Raw genomic sequence first — 23,486 nt, 5'->3', positions numbered from 1 at the left:
CCTTATGGAGGATTTTTTTATTTTTGACCCTTTTGAAAGTTAAAGTTAAGTGATGGAAATTAAAAATTTCTCCACATAACCCATAACTCGTAACTCAAAACTTAAATAATGAGTAAAGTTGTTTTAATTACCGGCGGATCTTCAGGAATTGGAAAGTCAATTGGAGAGTATTTACACCAAAAAGGTTTCGTGGTATACGGAACGAGCCGAAATCCTGAAAAGGTACAGCATTCTGTTTTTCCTTTGGTTGCTTTGGATGTTCGTAATATAAATTCTATACAGTCGGCAGTAGCTCAGATTATTGCAGCTTCCGGAAGGCTGGATGTTGTCATTAATAATGCCGGGGTTGGAATTACCGGACCTTTAGAGGAGATTCCGACGGAGGAAATCAAGAATAATTTTGAAACCAATTTTTTCGGACCAATTGAAGTGATGAAAGCGGTTTTGCCTCAAATGCGAGAGCAAAAATCGGGTTTGATTATCAATATTACTTCGATTGCAGGTTATATGGGATTGCCGTATCGCAGTGTGTATTCGGCTTCAAAAGGGGCCTTAGAATTAATTACAGAGGCTTTGCGTATGGAAGTGAAGTCGTTTGGAATTGAAATTACGAATGTGGCGCCGGGTGATTTTGCTACAAATATTGCAGCAGGTCGTTATCATGCACCAGTGGTAAAAGGTTCGGCTTACGAAAAAGTGTATGGCGATATTCTGGCAACGATGAACGAACATGTTGACGCAGGGGGAAATCCAAATGAAATGGCTGAAGCTGTTTATAAAATCATCCAAAAGGAAAAACCAAAAGTACATTATAAAGTAGGGGCTTTTATGCAGAAGTTCTCCATTGTTTTAAAACGTGCATTACCGGATAAAGTTTATGAAAAAATGCTGATGAATCATTATAAGTTGTAATTTTGCACGAAATTTTTAAACACACAATTAAATATAAATAGATTATGAAATTTTTTATTGACACGGCTAATTTAGCTCAGATTAAAGAAGCACAGGCTTTAGGAGTTTTGGATGGTGTAACAACTAACCCATCATTGATGGCTAAAGAAGGAATTACCGGAAAAAACAACATTTTGAAGCACTATGTTGACATCTGTAATTTGGTTGAAGGAGATGTAAGTGCTGAAGTGAATGCGCTGGATTTTGACGGTATGGTTAAGGAAGGTGAGGAGCTGGCTGAATTACATGACCAAATCGTGGTAAAATTGCCTATGACGAAAGAAGGTGTTATGGCGGCAAAATATTTTTCTGATAAAGGAATTAAAACGAATGTAACTCTTGTGTTTTCAGTAGGACAAGCTATTTTGGCTGCAAAAGCTGGAGCAACTTATGTGTCTCCGTTTGTAGGTCGTTTAGATGATGTTTCAACTGACGGATTGAATTTAATCGAAGAGATTAGATTGGTATATGATAACTACGGTTACGAAACTCAAATTTTAGCAGCTTCTGTGCGTCACACGATGCACATTGTAAATTGTGCTAAGATTGGTGCTGATGTTATGACTGGGCCTCTTTCCGCAATTTACGGATTGTTGAAACACCCATTAACAGATATTGGATTGGCTCAGTTTGTGGCTGATTTCGAAAAAGGAAACAAGTAGTCCTTAGCTATTAAAAAACTTAAAACGCCATTTTTCAATAGAAAGATGGCGTTTTTTTATGTTGTATATATAAACCCGACAGATTTTTGAAACCTGTCGGGTTTGTGTATTTATTATAAAAAAAAAACAAATCTCAAATTCAAATTCCAAACCTTTAGTGAGCGTTTGGAATTTGAATTTGAGATTTGGAATTTAAAATTTTATTCGGTTTAGTGACCTCCGCCTCCACCTTCAACGTGGTTGATCCCTTGTCTTTTTAAAATTTTAGGGCAATAGAAGCCATAAAATCCTAAATAAGCAAAACCTAAAAGAGGAACGATGTAGGAGAAGTGTGTCCACGTGATTCCGAAAATTCCGTTTGGACTTGTAAGGTCGATATCGCAGATGCTTCCCTGAATTAAAGGGATAACTCCTCCACCAAGAATCATCATGATTAAGAATGAAGATGCTTTTCCGGTGTTTTTACCTAAGCCGGCAATCGCTAAATCAAAGATAGACGGCCACATGATAGATAAGAATAAACCTCCGGAAATGAAGAAGAATTTAGCAATTTGCGGATCAGGGTAAACCAATCCGGCAAACATCATTAATACTCCTGAAATTCCGAAAAGCATTAATGTTTTACCTGCATTTTTACCTCCAACAAAACTTACTGCTATAAATAATAAGATCCAGATTGGGTAAATGTAAAAAGAAGAAACATCGTGTGCAGCAAAAAGGTTAGCACCAATGATTACTCCAAATGCCAAAGCAGGAACGATAAATTTAAGTGCTGTATTTACTAAGTTTGAAGTGTTGAAAACGTTAACACCACCATTCCATCGGCCAATCATTAAACTTCCCCAGTAAAGGGCAATAAATGGGGCGATAGCATCTTCCAGGATGTTTCCAAATTCATGTGTATGCAATAAGGCAGGTAGGTTACTGATAATCGTTACCTCTGTACCTACGTAGATAAAGATTCCTAACATTCCTAAATAAAGCTGCGGGTAGTCTAGTATGTTGAATTTTTCGTGAGCTACTTTAATTTCTTCTTCGTCCTCTTTTGCAGGGTCTTCAATTTTGGAGAAGTTCATGAAAACGGCTACGATGATAAAAGCAAGTCCAAGAATAATAAAAGGCAGTTTAATGTCCTCTAAAGAAAGAGCTGTCTTTTTGTTATCTCCCATTCCGAATAAAGCGATTCCCAGTAAGATAGCTCCAATTGTAGTTCCGAAAGAGTTAATTCCACCCGCTAAAGTCAAACGGTGAGCACCTGTTGCAGGGCTTCCCATTTTAATAGCAAGAGGATTGGCAACAATTTGCTGGATAGAAAATCCTAATCCTACCGTAAATAAAGCGGTTAAGAAGAAAGGGAAGCTTTCCATTGTTGCAGCGGGAATGAATAAAAATGATCCAACGGCAGATAGGAGTAAACCGGCAGAAAGTGTTTTTTTGTATCCAAATTTTTGTAATACATCTAATTTTAAGGACACCAAAAAGAAAATCAAGGAACCTACGAAGTATGCCGCATAAAAGGCCCAGGCTACTAATTGTGATTGTACTTGCGATAAGGTGAATACTTTCTTGAAAACAGGAATCAGGATGTCATTGGCAGAACCAACAAAACCCCAAAAGAAGAAAACAATTATCAACGAGATAAACTGTCCCCATTTGGTTTGAACATTTTCTGAACTCATAATTTAAGAGGTTAATTTTTTATTTTATTGTTTTTTGAAGACCGTAAATATATTTGTTAAGTGTATCAAAAAAAAATAAAAAGCTACAAATAATGTTAAATTTAAACCAACGACATTATTTTTTCAACAATGTGTTAGTTTTTACTGAGTTACAAAAACGATTTAGGAAGCTGAATTTATTCCAGAATTTTGTTTTTTACTTCTTTGCTGTAATTTCTTCCAATTGGAATGGTGTAGGATTGTATTTGAATACGATTACCCTCTATAGATTTTACTTTGTTGAGTGCGATTACGTATGATTTGTGAATGCGCAGGAATCGGTCAGCCGGTAATTCTTCAGACAAAGAAGTCAGAGATTTGTGTGTAATGTAGGTTTTGTCGGAAGTCACCACTTTTATATATTCTTTCATACCTTCAACAAAGAGAATTTCTTCAATATTAATTTTCATCATTTTTTTATCGACTTTGATAAAAATATGAGAGTCTCCTTTTACGGTTTCGACTTTAATATTGTTTTTCAGGTTGTATTCGGTGGTGATTTTATTAATGCATTTTATGAATCTTGGAAGAGGAATCGGTTTTACTAAATAATCCAGAACATCCAGATCGTAACTTTCGGCGGCAAATTCTCTAAAAGCGGTTGTGATGATAACTTTGGTTTTGTTTTCGATTAAGCTAATAAGTTCGAACCCTGTCATCATAGGCATGTTAATGTCTAAGAATACAGCATCGACAGTGGTACTGTTTATAAAATCAAGCGCTTCCAAAGAATTATTAAATGTGCCGATTACTTCAAAATCTGTAAAATTGGTAAAATAATTTTGCAGGACTTTGATTGCTAAAGGCTCATCATCAACCAACACACATTTAATTTTCATTATTAAGAGGTATTTGCAAACGGATTATATAGTAATTTAATTTGATTGTGTTTTTTAGACTAAAATCGTTCTTGTAAATCAGTTTTAATCTTTTTTTGGTATTCGCCAGGCCAATACCACCTTTCGAGTTAAGATTTTGTGAAATTACAAAATTATTTAAGATTTCAAAGTCTAACATTTTATTGTCGATAACTTTACAATTGATTTTGATTTTTATATTGTTGTTATTGACTCCGCCATGTTTAAAGGCATTTTCTACCAATGAAATAAAGATCAGCGGAGGCACTACAATATCTTCGATATTCGATTCCAGATTGATCGTAACTTCTACATTTTCAAAACGTAACTTCTCGATTTCGATATAATTTTGTATGTAATCAATTTCTTTGATTAAGGGAACAGATTTGGTTCCTTTGACATCATATAAAACATACTCCATCAAATTAGACAGTTTTAAGATTACGTCCGGAACTTTATCGGAAGATTCTAGTGATAAAGCGTACAAGTTATTCAGCGTATTAAAAAAGAAATGAGGCTGAATTTGATTCTCCAGATATTTTAGTTTGATCTTAAACTGATTTTCTCTTAATGATCGGTTTCTTTCACGTTCTCGCAACCAGGTTAATGTCAAGTAAACAGAAGACGCCATGGCAACAACGTACAATTCTCCAATGCAGACTGCCAGTACGTGGTTAATGTCGAAGGTGTGATATTCACGGTTCGCTTCCGGCCAAATATTTTCGGATATAATATAATAGGTAAGACCGGTTTTTATTAAGTAGACACCCAATAGGCTTACAACCATCATAAAGGTGTACTGAATGTACTTTTGTTTTAGCACCAAACGAGGAACTAATACAAATAAATTAAAATAGACTAATGGAATGTGTAAAGAGAATTCTATCAGGTTTGATTTGAATGAATAGGAGTAGTCATTAAAGTAGGCTCCCCATCTTAAAAAGTTAAGAGTAAAATAGCAGCTCCAAAACCAAACATGATTTTTAAGTTTAATGTCAAATTTCAATTTTCGTATTTCGTTCAACTTTTGATTACTAGTTTATAGGGATTTTCTTTAGCTTAAATATGATGCAACTTTAAACAATTACTTTTTAAAACGCAATTCTTTTAAATAAAATTTTATGATAAAAGAGATGTGTTGAGCTTTTTTGATGAGATAACGTTTTCGTAATGCATATTTTGAAGCATTGGTTAAAGTTTGATCATAAATACCCTTAAGATGTTAATGATTATTAAATGATTGTTTAATAAAAGTGATTTTTTTTGTAGTAAATATTTATTTTGTTGTAAAATTTTACAAGAAAATGGCTAGAAAACGTTTTCGAATAGCATATTATTGATTGTTTTATGTCGTTGGTTTAAAATTTAATGTTGTTTGTATAAATTATTTTTTTTAACAATCCCTTAAGAATAATTTTACCCTATAACTAACAAAATAAATTAACATGAAAAAAATTTTCTTAATCTTTATGATTGTTTTTACGGCGCAAGTTTCGCTTGCTCAGGTAAAAAGCATTAAAGGTGTGATTACAGATTCTGATGGAATGCCATTGCCAGGGGCTTCCGTTGCAGTACAAGGAGGTCAAAAGGGAACTACTTCCGATTTTGACGGAGTGTACTCAATTGAAGTTCAAAAAGGACAAACTTTAGTTTTTACTTATGTTGGACTTGAAACACAATCAATAGTTGTAGGTGATGCTGCTACAATTAATGTTAAAATGCTACAAGCAGCGTCAAATGCACTTACAGAAGTTGTTGTAACTTCATTAGGTATCAAGAAAACGAGAAAATCTTTAACTTATGCGGCTCAGGAACTTAAAGGGGAAGAGCTAACACGTGTAAGAGACGCGAACGTTATCAATACAATTGCAGGTAAAATTGCGGGTGTTGCTGTAACAAAAAGTTCTGCCGGTACTGGTGGTTCTACAAAAGTAGATATTCGTGGAAGCTCTTCAGCAACAAACAATCAGCCTTTGTATGTTATTGATGGTATTCCAATGTTAAACTCTGGTTCAGGTCAGCCAAATGATACTTTTGGTAGTTTGAATGGTGGTAACCGTGATGGTGGAGATGTTGTATCTTTAATTAACCCGGACGATTACGATGGTATGACGGTTCTAAAAGGAGCAGCGGCTTCTGTATTATATGGATCGCAAGGAGCAAATGGAGTAATTTTACTTTCGTCTAAAAAAGGAAAAGTTGGACAGTCAAGTTTTTCAGGTTCGTCTGTAACTACTTTTGAATCGGCTGCTTATTTGCCTAAGTTTCAAAAAGATTATGCTGCAAGAACAGGGGAAGATGAGTCTTGGGGAACGAAACAAAACATAAAAGATCATGTTAAAGATTTCTTTCAAACCGGAGTTACTCAAATTACATCTGTAGGATATTCTGCAGCAACTGAAAATTCTTCTACAGCATTGACTTATGCTAATACATCAGGATCGGGGATTATTCCAGGTAACGGAATTAAGAGAAATAACTTTGGAATTCGTCAAACTGCAAAGTTTTTTGATAACAAACTTACAGTGGGTGTAACTGGAAATTATACTACACAATCAATTGCAAATAAACCGGTAAATGGTCTTTACTTTAATCCACTTACAGGAGTTTATTTAATGCCAAGAGGAAATGATTTCAATTATTATAAAAATAATTATGAAGTTTTTAATCCGACTAGAAATTTAATGGCTCAAAATTGGATGACAAACAGAGATATTATGCAAAACCCATATTGGGCTATTAACAGAAATAAATCTGAAGACACAAACACTTTCTTCAACGGAGCAATTTCGGCTTCATACAAAGCAAATGAATGGTTAACAATTGCTTCAAGATATAGCTATAACAGAGTTGACAGTGGATTTGAAAAGAGAATTTTTGCTACTACTCAAGGAACACTTTCTCACGCTAATGGTAGATACATTAGTAATGATGCGGTAAGTACGCAACGTTATGGAGATTTAATTGCTACGATCAATACAAAATTTAGTGATGATTTTTCATTTAATGCTAATATTGGTACAAGTATTACCAATACGATGACAAATGACAGAACAATTTTAGATTCTGGAATTGGTGCCGGATTAAAAATAACGAACTGGTTTACACTTAACAACTTTGTAAACAATACAGGAAATTATCAAACAATCGACTCAAAAAGAGAAATACAGTCTGTATTTGCAGCTACTACATTGGGTTACAAAGACATGTTGTTCTTAGATGTTGCAGCTAGAAATGACTGGTCTTCTACATTAGTGAATACGAATAAAGGATCTTATTTTTACCCGTCTGTAGGTTTGACAGGTATACTTAGCGAGATGTTCAAAATGCCGGAGTCAGTTAGTTTTGCAAAAGTTCGTGCAACTTACGCTCAGGTTGGTAATGATGTTGCTGCTTTTGTTACTACTCCTGTAGATTTATATGTTCCGGGGAATAACAGTACACAACCTCAGGTTGGATTACAAAGAGGAACTACTTTAAAACCAGAGTTGAAATCAGAATATGAATTTGGTACAGAATGGAGATTCCTTAATAACAGATTTGGTATTGAGCTTTCTTACTATAATTCAACAACAAAAAATCAATATTTCCAATCTGCTGCGCCGGACGGAAGCCCTGAGGGAGTTAGATTTTACGGATTCAATGCCGGAAGTATCGAAAATAAAGGTTTTGAAATTGTTGTAAATGCTGGTATTGTTAAAGGAGATAAATTCTCATGGGATTCATCTGTGAACTTTTCTCAAAATAAAAATAAAGTAAAAGAACTTCCTGCTTCATCTAAAGGAATAGTGAATTTGACTGTTCCTGGAGTTAATAACTACCAATACTCTTTAATTGAAGGAAGACCGTTTGGTGTTATCATGGGGAAAAACATTCTAAAAGATGATCAGGGTAGAATTTTATTAGATAAAGATGGTAAAATTCAAGGTACTGAAGGTTTTACTGAAGTAGGTAATTCAAATCCTGATTTCATGTTAGGTTTCTCTAACACTTTCAAAGTTGGTTCTTTCTTTGCAAATGTTTTAATTGACGGACGTTTTGGTGGTAATGTTATGAGTATGACTGAAGCTCAAAATGATTTCTTCGGAGTTTCTAAAGCAACAGGTGATGCCAGAAACGCAGGAGGAGTTCCAGTAAATGCAATTAAACCAGACGGTACTGTAGTAACAAATATACCTGCTGAGGATTATTATAAAAAAGTAGGAGGTAGAGATGGAATTACAGGCGAATATGTTTATAAAGCGACAAATGTAAGTGTAAGAGAGATTTCTGTAGGATATACTTTCAATCCTAAAAAACTTCCTGTTTTCCAAACAGCTTCTATTTCATTAATTGCAAGAAACTTATTCTTTATATACAAAGACGCTCCTTTTGATCCAAACATTGCATTAAGTACAGGAGAGGGACTACAAGGTATTGATATCTATGGTTTACCTTCTACCAGAAGTATTGGTCTTAATTTAAATGTAACTTTCTAAATTAAAAAAAATGAAACTAAATAACATAAAAAAAACAGCTATCTGTATGTCATTTCTTGCTGCAGTAGGTTGTACAGGTAATTTTGATGAAATTAATACTAACCCTAATGGTTTCAGCAATGATCAATTAAAGGATGATTTTAATGATATCAAAAAAGGATTCGCTCCGATGTTTAACAACATTCAGGTTTTAGGGGATCAGCTTGAATCTCAATATCAATTACAACAGAATCTAAATGCAGATATTTGGTCAGGTTATATGGCTACTCCAACCCCTTTTAGAGGAGGAAGTAACAATACAACTTATGACTTAATTGACGGATGGAACAATGCTATTTGGACAAATGCTTATCCTACTGTTATGTTCAATGCATACGATATTGCAAACAAAACAAAAGGGAAATTTGACCATTTTTATGCACTTTCTCTAATCTTGAAAGTAGAAGGAATGCACCGTGTTACGGACATCTTTGGTCCTATCATCTATTCTCAATACGGTAAAAATGCGCCAATTGCTTATGATTCTCAGGAAGAAGTATACAACCAAATGTTTAGCGAGTTGGATTTTGCTGTAGATGAATTAACAAAAAGAGCAGATGCCGGAGAGCCTTTTGTATTTAAAGATGCGGATTTATCAGGTTATGAAGGTAACTATGCTTCTTGGGTAAAATTTGCCAACACTTTACGTTTGAGATTAGCTATGCGTATCGTAAAAGTAAAACCTGCTTTAGCAAAAGCTCAGGCTGAAAAAGCGGTAGCACAAAAATTCGGAGTATTTACAGCTAAAAAAGATGCGTTTAGAATTGTATCTCCAACTTTTACAAACCCTATTGCTACCATTAGTGGTTCATGGTTAGACATTAGAATGTCTGCTGATATGGAGTCTATATTAAAAGGATACAACGACCCTAGAATGCCAATTTATTTTGATAAATCAGCTCAATTTACAGGTCAGTTTAAAGGAATTCGTACTGGTATAGCCATTGGAGGAAAAGGAGACCGTGAGCGTTTTTCAGGTATTGGAGAAGTGGTTAGATCTAAAACCATTTATTTAGTTACTACTGCTGAAGCTTATTTCTTAAGAGCGGAAGGAGCTCTAAGAGGCTGGAATATGGGAGGTGATGCTAAATCATTATACGAGGCAGGTATTGGAGCGTCATTTGACCAAAGAGAAGCTTCTGGTATTGCTAAATACTTAACGGATAATACTAGTTTACCTGTAGCATATGTTGATCCTGTTGCTGCTGTAAACAATTCAGCTCCGGTAAATAATATTACTATTGCCTGGGATGATGCAGCTACAAATGAGGTGAAACTGCAAAGAATTATTACTCAAAAATGGATCGCAGGTTTCCCGGAAGGACAAGAAGCTTGGTCTGATTACAGAAGAACAGGATATCCAAAATTATTCCCTGTAGTGGTAAACAATAGTGGAGGAAAAATTACTACGGAACTTGGTCCTAGAAGAATCAACTTTACTTCAAATGAAGTACTAAATAATAAAGAAGGTGTAGCAACTGGTGTAGCTAAGTTAGGTGGTCCGGATAATGGAGGAACCAGACTTTGGTGGGATGTTAATGCTCCAAATTTCTAAAAAAAATAATCAAAGAATTAAAAGAATTTAAGTTTGGTTAGTAAATGGCGTAGACAACGCGAGTTGTTTATGCCATTTCATAAACCAAAATTGTAAATGTTATAAAAAGAAAAGAAATGAAAAGTGCTTTAGAAATAAAACCTGATATCAGCTATAAAAGCGCGGGGAAATTTGAAGAGACACGATTTGAGAAAATCCACAATGAAATCTTCAGGAATTCCGCAGAAGCTTCGGTAATTGTAGCACAGGAAATTGCGCAATTAATCCGATCTAAACAAGAAAAGAATAAATCTTGCGTATTAGGTTTAGCCACAGGTTCTTCTCCTATAAAAGTTTATGAAGAGTTGGTGAGAATGTACAGAGAAGAAGGCTTAAGTTTTAGCAATGTAATCACTTTCAATCTGGATGAATATTATCCGATGAGCAAAGAGAACAATCAGAGCTATCATTATTTCATGCATCAGCATCTTTTTAATCATATTGACATCAAACCTGAAAATGTAAATATTCCAGACGGAACCGTTGCCATTGAAGAACTTAATCAATACTGCATCGATTACGAAATGAATATTAAAAATGCAGGAGGACTGGATTTTCAATTATTGGGAATTGGCCGTACGGGTCACGTAGGTTTCAACGAACCCGGATCCCACATCAACTCGGGAACCAGAATCATTACACTGGATCACATTACAAGAGTGGATGCCTCTTCCGATTTTAACGGAATCGATAACGTTCCAAAAAGAGCGATCACCATGGGGGTTTCTACCATCATGAGATCCAAACGAATTGTACTAATGGCCTGGGGACAAAACAAAGCCGATATCATCAAGAGAACCATTCAGGGCGATATCAGTTCTGAAGTTCCGGCTACATTTTTACAAAACCACCCTAATGCGACTTTCGTATTAGACCAGTCAGCAGCTTCAGAATTAACCCGTTTCAAAACGCCTTGGTTAGTAGGAGAATGTATCTGGACACAAGAATTAAAAAGCAAAGCGATTGTTTGGTTGTGCCAAAAAACAAAACAATCTATTTTAAAATTAACAGACCGTGATTACAACAACAACGGAATGTCAGATCTTTTGGCGCAGGAAGGTTCTGCTTACGACTTGAACATCAATATGTTTAATGTTTTGCAGCATACCATCACCGGATGGCCGGGTGGAAAACCCAATACCGACGATTCGCATCGTCCGGAAAGAGCCAATCCGGCAAAAAAACGAGTGATTCTTTTTAGTCCGCATCCAGATGATGATGTGATTTCTATGGGAGGAACTTTCTCAAAACTGATCAAACAAGGTCACGATGTACATGTGGTATATCAAACCTCCGGAAATATAGCCGTTACAGACGACGAGGCACTTAAATTTGCCGAAGTGGCTAAGGATTTTCTTGGCGATGCTGCCTCGGGAATCAACTTTAAAGCTGTAATTGAATTTTTGAATAACAAATCAGAGAACCAAATTGATTCCCTGGAAGTTCGCAAATTAAAAGGACTTATCCGAAGAAGAGAGTCCTATGCAGCGACCCGATACATTGGTTTAAAAGATGAAAACACCCACTTTTTAGATCTTCCGTTTTATGAAACCGGACAGGTAAAAAAGAATCCGTTGGGTCCTGAAGACATTGCTATTGTAAAGGACATCATTGCACAAATCAAACCCCATCAGGTTTTTGCAGCGGGTGACTTAGCAGATCCGCACGGTACTCATGAAGTTTGTCTGAATGCCATCTTTGCAGCAATGAAACAACTGAAACCGGAAAAATACATGGACGACTGCTGGTTGTGGCTGTATCGTGGTGCCTGGCACGAATGGGACATTCACGAAATTGATATGGCCGTTCCGCTTTCTCCATCAGAAGTATTGCTTAAACGCCATGCGATTTTGTACCATCAGTCACAAAAAGACCGCGTAATGTTCCAAGGAAATGACTCAAGAGAATTTTGGGTAAGAGCCGAAGACCGTAACAAAAATACTGCCGTCTTATATGACGAACTAGGATTGGCAGAATACGAAGCCATTGAAGCTTTTAAACGTTTTGATTATTAAAAATACCATATAAGATCCGGGTGAGAGTGGATCGCAATGCAAAATTCAGATTGGTTTCATTAGGAGTAGTGAGGGTTCAATCGAAATCATTCTGAGTTTTGCTTTTATTATTTATTATTAATGTTGTGTAAAAGCAACATCTTTCCAAAAACAAAAAAAATGAAATATTTATTAGTCCTACTATTAGCGGGTGTAACTGCTAGTGCTCAGATTAAAAAAGAGCAGTTAAATCTTATGCCCTGGCCTCAAAGCATTGTGTTAAGTGATGGTAATTTTGCGTTAAATAAAAATTTTAAAGTAAATATTACCGGAAATCCAAATCCCCGAATTTTTGGCGGAGTAACTCGCTTTTTGCGCCGACTAGATGGTAGAACCGGTATTTTTTTCGAACAGGGATTTATTACCAAATTAAATGAAGTTCCAACAGCTGAGCTTCAAATCAATTGTACCAAGAGCGGGAAAATTGGTTTGTATGAAGATGAAAGCTATCACCTGGATATTAAACCAAACAAAATTACAATCAATGCAACAAGTGATTTAGGGGCCCTGCACGGTCTTGAAACCTTATTGCAAATGTTGCAGAATACGAACAACTCCTTTTATTTTCCGGTATCAAAAGTCTCCGATTTTCCAAGATTTACCTGGAGAGGTCTGATGGTCGATGCGGCAAGACATTTTCAGCCGGTAGATGTGATCAAAAGAAATATTGACGGATTGGCGGCTATGAAAATGAACGTTCTTCACTGGCATTTGGTGGACGATCAGGGGTGGAGAATTGAAATGAAAAAACATCCAAAACTAATTGAAAAAGCTTCGGATGGAATGTATTACACACAAGAGGAAATTAAAAATATCGTAAAATATGCTGATGAGCGCGGTATTTTAATCGTTCCGGAAATAGATGTTCCTGGTCACGCATCTGCAATACTTACAGCTTATCCTGAGATTGGAAGTAAAGTAATCACACTGACAGGAGGAACTTCTGAAAAAAATATTCAGGGAACCGCAATTGCGACCTATGGAATTGAAAGAAATGCGGGGATTTTTTCACCAACATTAGATCCTTCAAATCCTAAAACATACCAATTATTAAGTGAATTATTTGATGAGGTTTGCCCGTTATTTCCAGGCGCTTATTTTCATATCGGAGGGGATGAAAACGAAGGAAAGGACTGGGATGCAAATCCAAAAATTCAGGAGTTTAAAAAGAAAAATAAGTTAACAACCAATCATGAACTGCAGACTTATTTTACCATGCAGTTAATTCCGATGCTTAAAAAACATGGGAAACAGTTAATGGGATGGGAGGAAATTTTGACTAAGAATATGTCAAAAGATGCCATTATTCATGCCTGGAGAGGTCCTAATGAAGGAGTAGTAGCAGGTCAGTCCTTGATTGAATCCGTAAAAAAAGGATATAAAACCGTAATGTCCAATGGGTATTATATTGATTTAATGTATCCGGTGGCAAGTCATTATTTGAATGACCCTATGCCAAAAGGAGCCAATTTATCCACTGAAGAAAAAGCAAGAGTATTGGGAGGTGAAGCAACAATGTGGACAGAACTCGTATCATCAACAACAATTGATTCCAGACTTTGGCCAAGAACAGCTGCAATTGCAGAACGACTTTGGTCAGCCGAAGATATAATCGATTTGGCCAGTATGCGTAAACGTCTCGATGTAGTTTCTTTCAGATTAGAAGAACTGGGATTAACACACATTCGTAATAAGGATGTTATTTTAAGAAATATCTCAAACAATCAGAATACAGATTTTGTTGAGGAATTTACAAATGTTTGCGAGCCTTTAAAAGGGTATAAACGAAACAAAGGAGGAACCGAATATCAAATGTACTCTCCGTTAACTCTTTTTGCTGATGCCTGTACACCGGATGCTAAAGATTCTTTGGCTTTTGACGATGCAGTAGCACAATATTTAGCAAGTAAGACTCCGGAGAATAAAGCAAAAGTAACAGCATTTTTCAACAAATGGATTGCTGTAAACAAAGGACTGGTAGAATTGAGTGCAAATGCACCTTTGATACAACACTTTTTACCTCTGTCTAAAAAATTGAATGATGCATCACAAGAACTATTACTTGTTTTAGATAACAAATCAACTTTAAAAGGAGATGATCTGAAAAATTTAATCGAGCAATGTAACAGTAAAGACCACGCTGATGTTGAGTTGTCAGTGTATGAAAGTCTTAAAAAATTAATTTAAAGATTTGTTTGAGTTAGTATTTAGTATGTTTTTTTACCATGATTATTTAGTAATTCGTTATCTCTGCCATATAGGTTTTTGGCAGAGATAATTATGGTAGACTTCACTAAATCTTTAACTCCTGACCAAAGAATAAGCATACAATTATAACCATATAAAGAAGTATTAACATTTAAAACCAAATAGTAAGTCGCATACCACAAACATGACAAAAAGTAAAGTATTTAGATTGATGAATCCCAAATTTATCTTCTGTGTTTAAACTAATTTTTTTTAAAATTAAATAAATATCAGTCACTACTATTCACTAATGATTATGGCTAGGATCAGTAATAGTAATATTTATTTTTAGAAGTAATGAATTAAAAATCCAGTGTGTCGTGATGTTATTTATTCGCGGTGTATTGAACCCCGGTTATCGTATTTATTTGCCGCATTTTGGCAGGTAAGGTATTGTAATTGGAATATTTATTATCTATTAACCAATATTTATTAACTATGAAACATTATTACAGATTACTCTTTATGTTACTGTTTCCCTTACTTGCGTCGGCCCAACCAGCCCACGGTAAAAAAGTAGTAGGGTATTATGCGCAATGGGCTATTTATGCCCGGGATTTCAACGTTCCCAAGATAGACGGGAGCAAGATAACCCATTTGAATTATTCTTTTTACGGGACAACTTTTGACCCTGCCCGTCCGGAGAATACAAAATTAAAATGTTTGGATACCTATGCTGATTATGAGCATACGGAAGGCGGAATTCCATGGGATGCTCCTGTAAAAGGGAATTTTTATGACTTGAAAAAGTTGAAAGAAAAGTATCCGCATTTAAAAATTTTAATCTCTGTTGGAGGATGGACTAAAGGTCAGGATCTTTCTCCAATTGCCGCAAGTCCGGTGGCAAGAGCTGCTTTAGCTGCAGATATGGCAAACTTCATTGTCACTTATCCGTTTATTGACGGATTTGATATTGACTGGGAGTATCCTCTTATGGGAGGAACAGACGGTACTGAAATCGTGAACGGAATCCCGGTTCCTCCACAAAAATACCACCCCGATGACAACAAAAACCTTGTACTTTTATTAAAAGCCATGCGTCAGGCAATGCCTAATAAACTGGTAACTATTGCGGCCGGAAACAATGTTCGAAATGTACCTAAACAATATTTAGGGCCAAACAACAGGGCAACGTATGGAATGACCGAAGATATTTCAACGTACTGTGATTACATTACTTACTTTGGATATGATTTTGGCGGAAACTGGTATGATAAAACATGTTATAATGCTCCTCTTTATGGAAGCGGAAACCCGAATGATCCATTATATGGTGCAACTCAGTCAGAATCACTTGATGAGTTAACGAACATCTATTTGAATGTAGTTGGTTTTCCTGCCAATAAATTAATCATGGGATTGCCTTTTTACGGCAAGAAATTTGACAACGTTGCCAATAACGGAACCAATCCAAACTTTCCTGGGTTATTTGTTGCTGCACCAAGATATAATGTTGCAGGCTGTACAAATCCGCAAAACCCAACAGGAACCTGGGATGGGCCAGCGGCTTGTGAGAAATCCGGCAGTATCGAAATTTGTGGCCTGGTTGGAAATCCGGTTACCAATTCACATGCTTTTTTAGATCCAAATACAATGCTAGTTACGCCAACGGCAGCTGCCGCAGGTTGGGTAAGGTATTTTGATAACACCACTAAAGTTCCGTATCTGTACAACAGTACTTTGAAACAGTTTATCAGTTATGAAGATAAACAATCAATGGATTTAAAAGTACAATACATCAAATCTAAAAATCTGGCCGGTGGTATGATTTGGGAATTATCTCAGGATACCAGAGGTTCTATCCCTAATTCACTTTTAACTCAGGTAGATACTTCGTTTAAAAGTATCGTAGAAGGAACCGTGAGTATTGGAGGTTCTGTGAAAAATGGAACAGCTTTGGTTACTAACGTTACCGTAGAGATTAGAAATGCAAGTAATGTAGTTTTAGAAAGTGTAGTGTCTCCGACAGGTAATTTTACATTTTATAATTTACCAAAGAATCAAAACTATACCCTTACAGCGATAAAGACTGCCTATACTTTTACACCGGTTAGCTTAACAAATGTTGCTGCTGATCAGACAGGAGTTGTGATTCAGGGGACACAGCCATTGTACACCGTAAGTGGATCTATTGTAGTTGGCACTAGCACTACACCAGTTTCAGGAGTTACAGTTACAGCAACTTCCGGTACGACTGTTTTAACTGCTGTTTCCGGTACTAATGGAACCTACAGTGTTACAGGTTTAACTGCTGGACTTAATTTTACAGTTTCAGCTGCTAAAACAGGCTTTCCTTATACACCAGCTGTGACAACTTACAATGCAATTGATAGCAATAAAACGTTAAATTTTGTTCAAGGGGCTCCGATTGTGTATTACACGGTTAGTGGTACAATTTTAAACGGAACTACACCGGCTGTGGGAGTTACGGTTACCGCAACATCAACAGGAGCGCCTGTTTCCACAACTTCTGGCGCAAATGGTACTTATTCGCTTAGTCTTCCTTCTGGTGTAGATTATACAATATCAGCCTCAGCTACAGGAAAAACTTATACGCCAGCTTCAACAGTTTATACCAATCTAATAGCTAACAAAACGTTGAATTTAACCGAGTATAACGTTGGAACCAATAAAATTAGCGGTACAGTTAAAAACGGTACAGTTCCGGTTGCAGGAGCTAAAGTAGAAATCGTTTTACCTTGGACTGACAATACACACGGATGGAAAAGCGTTTTGGCGACTACAGATGCACAAGGAAATTATAGCTTTGCCAATTCAGTTGTAGACGGATATACTACTGTTTCAAGTTTGAAATTGAATGCGTGGCAAAATAACGACGTTAATTATTTTCCAAATAATCTGACCAGTTTTGCTGTTCCAGCAACCCCTACGGTTTATAATTTCAATACTGCCGCTACCGCAAGAACATCCTCTTATGCAATGAGCGGAAAAGTGCTAAACGGAACTACTCCGGTATCAGGAGCTGTAGTTTCGGCAGTTTCAGGTACGACAGTTTTAACTGCTACAACAGATAGAAATGGAGCTTATTCTTTTGCAGGTTTAACTTCAGGATCAGATTATAAGGTATCTGTTGCTAAAACGAACTTAACATTTGCTCCGGTTTCAGCAGTTTCAACAACAGAGTCTGGGAACAAAACTCTTGACTTTACGCAAAATTTGGTAAGTGCTAATCTAATTAGTGGTACTGTTAAAAATGGTACAGCTCCGGTTGCAAATGCAAAAGTAGAACTTATTGTGCCTTGGACCGATAACACGCATCCATGGAAAAGCGTCTTGGCTACAACAGATGCTCAGGGGAACTTTAGCTATGACAACACAGTTACAGCGGGTTATGCGCAAGTTTTAAGTTTGAAATTAAATTCCTGGCAAAATGGTGAAGTAAGTTACTTCCCAAATAATCTGGCAAATTTTGCAATGCCAACGACACCAACAGTTTATAATTTCAATAGAAATGCGGTTACACCACCTCAGGTTACCATTACAGCGCCTTCTGCAGCAACGGTAGCTATTGCTCCTGGAACTGCGATACAGCTAAAAGCAACTGCAAGTGTAGACGCCAGCTTAACTATTTCGTCAGTGGTGTTCAACATCAACGGACAAAATATTACAGCAGCACTTTCAGGAACAGAATACGTAGCAAACTGGACACCGGTTTTAGCAGATTTCAATAAAAATTATACATTAAAAGCAACCGTAACTGCATCAAGCGGTGCGACTGCAGAAAATACAAAAGCGTTTGCTTTACAATGTTCAGGGACAAATTGTCCTAATTCATTGCCTGTAATTACTTGGATTTCACCATCGAACACTACAATAAATCAACCTTCTTTGCAGGTTGTGCCAATTTCGGTTACAGCTGTTGATAGTGACGGATCGGTTTCAGGTGTTACGATTACAATCAATGGAGGAACCTTCAACATGACGGCAGGTACTAATAATACCTATACGTATAATTTTACACCAGCTGCTTATCAGGATTATCCGATTGTAATTAAAGCAACCGATGATAAAGCTGCTGTAACTACCTTAAACAATGCCATTAAAATTGTTAAGGAAGATACTACTAGATGGCGTCCGCTTCCAGGAAAAATTGTTTTAGGATATGCACATTCCTGGGAAAATGCTGGAGCTCCATTTTTATATTTCTCTCAAATGGTGGGAAGCAAATTTAATGTAGTGGATTATGCTTTCGTAGAAACGGTTAACCGTGATGGTTATACTCCGGTATTAACTACAAATGATGCGAGATATTTGACCAATGGTGTTTTTGATAAGCAATTGTTGAAAAACGATATAAAATCTTTAAGAAATAGCGGGGTTCCTGTTATTGTATCTATCGGAGGTCAAAATGGTCATGTTGTTTTAGAGAACGTAACTCAAAAGAATATTTTTGTTAATGGTCTGAAAGCAATTATTGACGAGTACCAATTTGACGGAGTTGATATCGATTTTGAAGGCGGATCGATGAATTTTAACGCAGGAGGTTTAAGAGATATTTCTTATGCGGGTATTTCTGCTTATCCAAGATTGAAAAACGTAGTAGATGCTTTTAAAGAATTAAAAGCTTTCTATGGCCCTGGATTTTTATTAACTGCCGCTCCGGAAACACAATATGTGCAAGGAGGATATTCTACCTACAATGATACTTTTGGTTCCTTCCTGCCAGTTATTCACAACTTGCGTAATGAATTAGATTTGTTAGCTGTACAATTGTATAATACAGGAGGAGAGAACGGATTAGACGGTCAGTATTATGGTTCATCTAAGAGAGGAAACATGGTAACAGCTCTAACTGATATGCTGATAAAAGGGTACAACATTGGTACAACAGGAATGCGTTTTGATGGTTTACCGCCTTCAAAAATCCTTATTGCATTACCAGCTTGTCCAAGTGCAGCGGGAAGTGGTTTTATAACACCGGCAGAAGGAGTTAGTGCGATGCATTATTTAAGAACCGGAACCACTTTTTCAGGAAGAACATACACTATGCAGCCAGGCGGACCATATCCTGCTTTAAGAGGTTTTATGACTTGGTCTGTTAACTGGGATTTTTCTTCTTGTGGTAATTCATCTGAATTGTCTAAAGCGTATGCCGCTTATTTTGCAGGACAGACTGCCGCAAGAGCGTTGCCTGAAGGAATCGAAACGAAAAGTACGACTATCGCTTACTTTAAAAACGATGCTTTACTAGTGACAACTGACTCTGGAGATATTGCTCAGGTAGAAGTTTTCAATACTATTGGACAACCATTGGTGAGTCATAGAAATGTTCATCAAAACAAAGAAGTGGTGCTTCATAATTACAGCTTTACCACTAAGCAATTATTTTTAGTTGTGGTGACGGACAAAGCAGGAAATAAAAAATCATTCAAAGTAATGAACTTTTTGAACTAAAAGGACAGTATGGAAGAATGAAAAATACAGAAATAAAAAGTTGGAATGGTTAAAATTGAGTTTGGTTATTTATTTTTTAATCTAATTTTTATTTCGAATAAATGCTGCAAATTGAGGTGATTTGTTATTTGGTTTTCACCTGAAGGAAGCGCATTATAAACCCGACAATTGTATTGTCGGGTTTTTTTTTGTTTAAAATGATTTAATCTTCATGTTGAGGTAAAGGACACGGATAAAACGGATTTGCTATCGGAAAGACGCAGATAAAAACGGATTTTAAAAATCAGTGTAAATCCGCGTTTTCGTGAAACGAATCTGTTTCATCCGCGTCATAACCTTAAAAAATAACTTTGCGAACCTTGCGAAAACCTTGCGACTTTGCGGTTAGAAAAAAACTTTCACTACTTTTGATATCAAGTACAATTATCTCAGATTCCATGGTTTTGCATCTTCTCTTGCAGATAAAAACTGGATTTTAAAAATCAGTGTAAATCCGCGTTTTCGTGAAACGAATCTGTCTCATCCGCGTCACAACCTTTTAAAAAAACTTTGCGAACCTTGCGAAAACCTTGCGTCATTGCGGTTAAAAAAAAACTTTCACTACTTTTGAGATCAAATACAATTATCTTAGATTCCATGCAGAAATTTGTCAGCTTTATTATAATTTTTCTCTTTTTCGCCATAAGTACCGCACAGAATAGATTCGGAGCCCCGGAAGTTGATCCTGTTCAAATTCAAAAAACCTACACAGACTGGTCCGATTATCAGAGCAAAAAAATCATGCTTTCCAGAGATTTTATTGCTCTGGATTCTTCAAAAGAAATTTCAAAAGAGACTTTCTTAGATCAGTTGGCAAATGGAAATTTCATCCCAATTCGATTAGAATCAGAACCCGAAATGTATGTTTATAAATTATTCGAAATTCAGCCCGGGACTGATAGCAGTATAAAGGCAACGATGAACCAGATTGGTTTTGACGCTCTTAAGAATTACAAAATGGAAGGAACCATTTTTCCTAAATTCTCATTTAAAGATCTGGATGGAAATTTGGTTAGCAATGAATCGATGAAAGGAAAGATAGTGGTCATCAAATGCTGGTACATTCATTGCACACCCTGTATCAGAGAATTTCCGCAAGTCAACAAATTAGCTGCGGAATACAAAGACCGAAAAGACATTCTGTTTATAAGCCTTGCAGAAGATGCTGCAGCGCAGTTAAAAACATTTCTGGCAAGAAAACCATTGTCATATTCCGTTATTCCCGATATGAAAGTATACATGAATGAAGCCTTGCAGTTAAATTCATTTCCAACGCATTTTATTTTAAACAAAGAAGGAATGATTGCTAAAGTCCTGCCTAATTTTGAAAGTTTAGAAGTCGCTTTGGCGAAAGAAAGCAGACAGTAAAATGTAAGCAGTAAAATGTGAAATGTAATCTGTAAAATATAAGCTGTAAACGGTGAACTGTAGGTTAGATAACATCTTACATTTTACAGATTACATTTCACTATTGTCCCCTTTGCAACTCTGAACCTTTTTTCATACTTTTGCACCAAATTAATTAAAAAGACATTCATGTTAACAGTCAATAATTTATCAGTTCAGTTTGGCAAACGAATTTTGTTCGACGAAGTAAATACTACTTTCACTCATGGGAATATTTATGGAGTTATTGGAGCCAATGGTGCTGGAAAATCTACTTTTCTAAAAATCTTAGCAGGAGATATTGATCCTACATCAGGACATATTCATTTAGAACCGGGAAAACGTATGTCGGTTTTGAACCAAAATCACAACATGTTCGATGAGCATACGGTTTTGGAAACTGTTTTGATGGGAAATAAAGTTTTGTATGCTGTTAAGAAAGAAATGGATGAACTTTATGCCGACTACAACGATAAAAACGCAGACAGAATTGGAGAACTTCAGGTTCAGTTTGAAGAAATGAACGGTTGGAATGCCGACTCTGATGCTGCGGCCATGTTGTCTAACTTAGGAATCACAGAGGCAGATCATTATACTCTGATGGGTGATTTGGAAGGAAAAATTAAAGTACGTGTGCTTTTGGCGCAGGCACTTTTTGGAAATCCCGATTTGCTTATCATGGATGAGCCTACCAACGACCTGGACTTTGAAACCATTGCGTGGTTAGAGAATTTCCTTGCGAATTATGAAAATACTGTAATTGTAGTGTCTCACGACCGTCACTTTTTAGATGCGGTTTGTACACATATTTCTGATATTGATTTTGGAAAAATAAACCACTACTCAGGAAACTATACGTTCTGGTACGAGTCCAGCCAATTAGCGGCAAAACAACGTGCACAGCAGAACAAAAAAGCAGAAGAGAAGAAACAGGAACTTGAAGAATTTATTCGTCGTTTTAGTGCAAACGTTGCGAAATCGAAACAAGCTACTTCTCGTAAAAAAATGATTTCGAAATTGAATATTTCTGAAATTAAACCTTCAAGCCGTCGTTATCCTGCGATTATTTTTGATCAGGATCGTGAAGCCGGAGATCAGATTTTGAATGTTGAAGGTCTGGCAGCTTCTATCGATGGCGATCTTTTGTTTAAAGATGTTGATTTGAATATGGCAAAAGGCGATAAAATCGTTCTTTTTTCTAAAGATTCACGTGCTACAACAGCATTCTACCAAATTTTGAACAACGAACAAAAGGCAGATGCCGGAACTTTTGATTGGGGAATTACAACCAATCAGGCTTATTTACCGGCTGAGAATCATTCTTTCTTTGAAAATGATCTGACTTTGGTAGATTGGTTACGCCAGTACGCCAAAACAGAAGAAGAGCGTGATGAGGTTTTTATTAGAGGATTCTTAGGGAAAATGATTTTCTCCGGAGAAGAGGCGTTAAAAACAAGCCGCGTATTATCAGGAGGAGAAAAAGTACGTTGTATGCTATCCAGAATGATGATGGAGAGAGCCAATATCTTAATGCTTGATGAGCCAACCAATCACTTAGATCTGGAGTCCATTACAGCTTTTAATAACTCATTGAAAAATTTTAAAGGTTCCGTAATTTTCACCACACATGACCACGAGTTTGCACAAACTGTTGGTAACAGAGTAGTGGAGTTAACACCAAACGGAGTCATAGACCGTTACATGACATTTGACGAATACCTGGACGATGAAAAAATTCAGGAATTAAGAAAAAAAATGTACAACCTGTAATTTTATAATTTATAATAAGAGAAATCCCGTTCGCTAGCTGAACGGGATTTTTTTTGATTTATTTTTTGCCAAACAGTTTAGCGAAAATGAAGATAATTATCGCAATAATAAAAATAACGATAAAGATACCAAAGCCCATTCCGGCTTTAAAAATGTCTCCGATAACTTCGCAGCTCGTAAATAAAAATAATAGTACAAATACCATTAACAAACGTTTGATTTTATTTTGCATGACTTTGATGTTTTAAGAACTTGCTGTTCTGATTCGTATAACTT

General features: G+C 36.3%; 13 protein-coding genes. 9 read left to right on the top strand and 4 right to left on the bottom strand.

Annotated features, from left to right (window positions below; all coding sequences use genetic code 11):
- The first annotated feature begins 108 nt into the window (after positions 1-108).
- Entirely contained in the window at positions 109-912 is an 804-nt protein-coding gene (locus C245_RS0116075; RefSeq protein WP_017497639.1) for an SDR family oxidoreductase, read from the top strand.
- A 44-nt stretch (positions 913-956) separates the two neighbouring features.
- The gene (fsa, locus tag C245_RS0116070) at positions 957-1,613 is read left to right on the top strand and encodes a fructose-6-phosphate aldolase (protein ID WP_017497638.1); all 657 of its coding nucleotides are present in this window, start codon (positions 957-959) and stop codon (positions 1,611-1,613) included.
- 209 nt (positions 1,614-1,822) lie between these two features.
- Here fsa and C245_RS0116060 read toward each other — a convergent pair whose 3' ends face one another.
- From C245_RS0116060 to C245_RS0116050, 3 genes are all read right to left on the bottom strand, one after another.
- The gene (locus tag C245_RS0116060; protein ID WP_017497636.1) at positions 1,823-3,292 is read right to left on the bottom strand and encodes an MFS transporter; all 1,470 of its coding nucleotides are present in this window, start codon (positions 3,290-3,292) and stop codon (positions 1,823-1,825) included.
- Positions 3,293-3,468: 176 nt separating this feature from the next.
- Entirely contained in the window at positions 3,469-4,170 is a 702-nt protein-coding gene (locus C245_RS0116055) for a LytTR family DNA-binding domain-containing protein (RefSeq protein WP_017497635.1), read from the bottom strand.
- Complete coding sequence (locus C245_RS0116050; protein ID WP_017497634.1) at positions 4,160-5,212, bottom strand: sensor histidine kinase; 1,053 nt, start codon at positions 5,210-5,212, stop codon at positions 4,160-4,162. Before C245_RS0116050 ends, C245_RS0116055 begins: the two co-directional genes overlap by 11 nt.
- Before the next feature lie 421 nt (positions 5,213-5,633).
- Between C245_RS0116050 and C245_RS0116045 the strand changes: the two genes are divergently transcribed.
- The 7 genes from C245_RS0116045 (at position 5,634) to C245_RS0116010 (ending at position 23,210) form a co-directional block, all read left to right on the top strand.
- Complete coding sequence (locus C245_RS0116045) at positions 5,634-8,666, top strand: SusC/RagA family TonB-linked outer membrane protein (protein ID WP_017497633.1); 3,033 nt, start codon at positions 5,634-5,636, stop codon at positions 8,664-8,666.
- 10 nt (positions 8,667-8,676) lie between these two features.
- Positions 8,677-10,260, top strand: coding sequence for a RagB/SusD family nutrient uptake outer membrane protein (locus C245_RS0116040; RefSeq protein ID WP_017497632.1), 1,584 nt, complete (start codon positions 8,677-8,679; stop codon positions 10,258-10,260).
- 116 nt (positions 10,261-10,376) lie between these two features.
- Entirely contained in the window at positions 10,377-12,314 is a 1,938-nt protein-coding gene (gene nagB / locus C245_RS0116035) for a glucosamine-6-phosphate deaminase (RefSeq protein WP_017497631.1), read from the top strand.
- Between the two features lie 159 nt (positions 12,315-12,473).
- Positions 12,474-14,540, top strand: coding sequence for a beta-N-acetylhexosaminidase (locus C245_RS0116030; RefSeq protein ID WP_026110110.1), 2,067 nt, complete (start codon positions 12,474-12,476; stop codon positions 14,538-14,540).
- A gap of 498 nt (positions 14,541-15,038) precedes the next feature.
- Positions 15,039-20,015 (top strand): glycosyl hydrolase family 18 protein, encoded by a 4,977-nt coding sequence (locus tag C245_RS0116025; protein WP_232424374.1) that lies wholly within the window; start codon positions 15,039-15,041, stop codon positions 20,013-20,015.
- Between the two features lie 606 nt (positions 20,016-20,621).
- Positions 20,622-21,422 carry a TlpA disulfide reductase family protein gene (locus C245_RS0116015; RefSeq protein WP_232424373.1) on the top strand — a complete coding sequence of 267 codons (801 nt, stop codon included), beginning with the start codon at positions 20,622-20,624 and terminating at the stop codon, positions 21,420-21,422.
- Between the two features lie 168 nt (positions 21,423-21,590).
- On the top strand, positions 21,591-23,210 hold the full coding sequence (locus tag C245_RS0116010; protein ID WP_017497626.1) for an ABC-F family ATP-binding cassette domain-containing protein: 1,620 nt from the start codon (positions 21,591-21,593) through the stop codon (positions 23,208-23,210).
- A 58-nt stretch (positions 23,211-23,268) separates the two neighbouring features.
- Here C245_RS0116010 and C245_RS24410 read toward each other — a convergent pair whose 3' ends face one another.
- Positions 23,269-23,442, bottom strand: a complete 174-nt coding sequence (locus C245_RS24410; protein ID WP_017497625.1) for a hypothetical protein — start codon at positions 23,440-23,442, stop codon at positions 23,269-23,271.
- Between the last annotated feature and the right edge of the window lie 44 nt (positions 23,443-23,486).

The organism is Flavobacterium sp. WG21, assembly GCF_000335775.1.
In the GTDB taxonomy this organism is placed as follows: Bacteria; Bacteroidota; Bacteroidia; order Flavobacteriales; family Flavobacteriaceae; genus Flavobacterium; species Flavobacterium tructae.
Note: the sequence above shows the minus strand (reverse complement) of the source record. Positions and strands in the feature narration are given on the sequence as shown.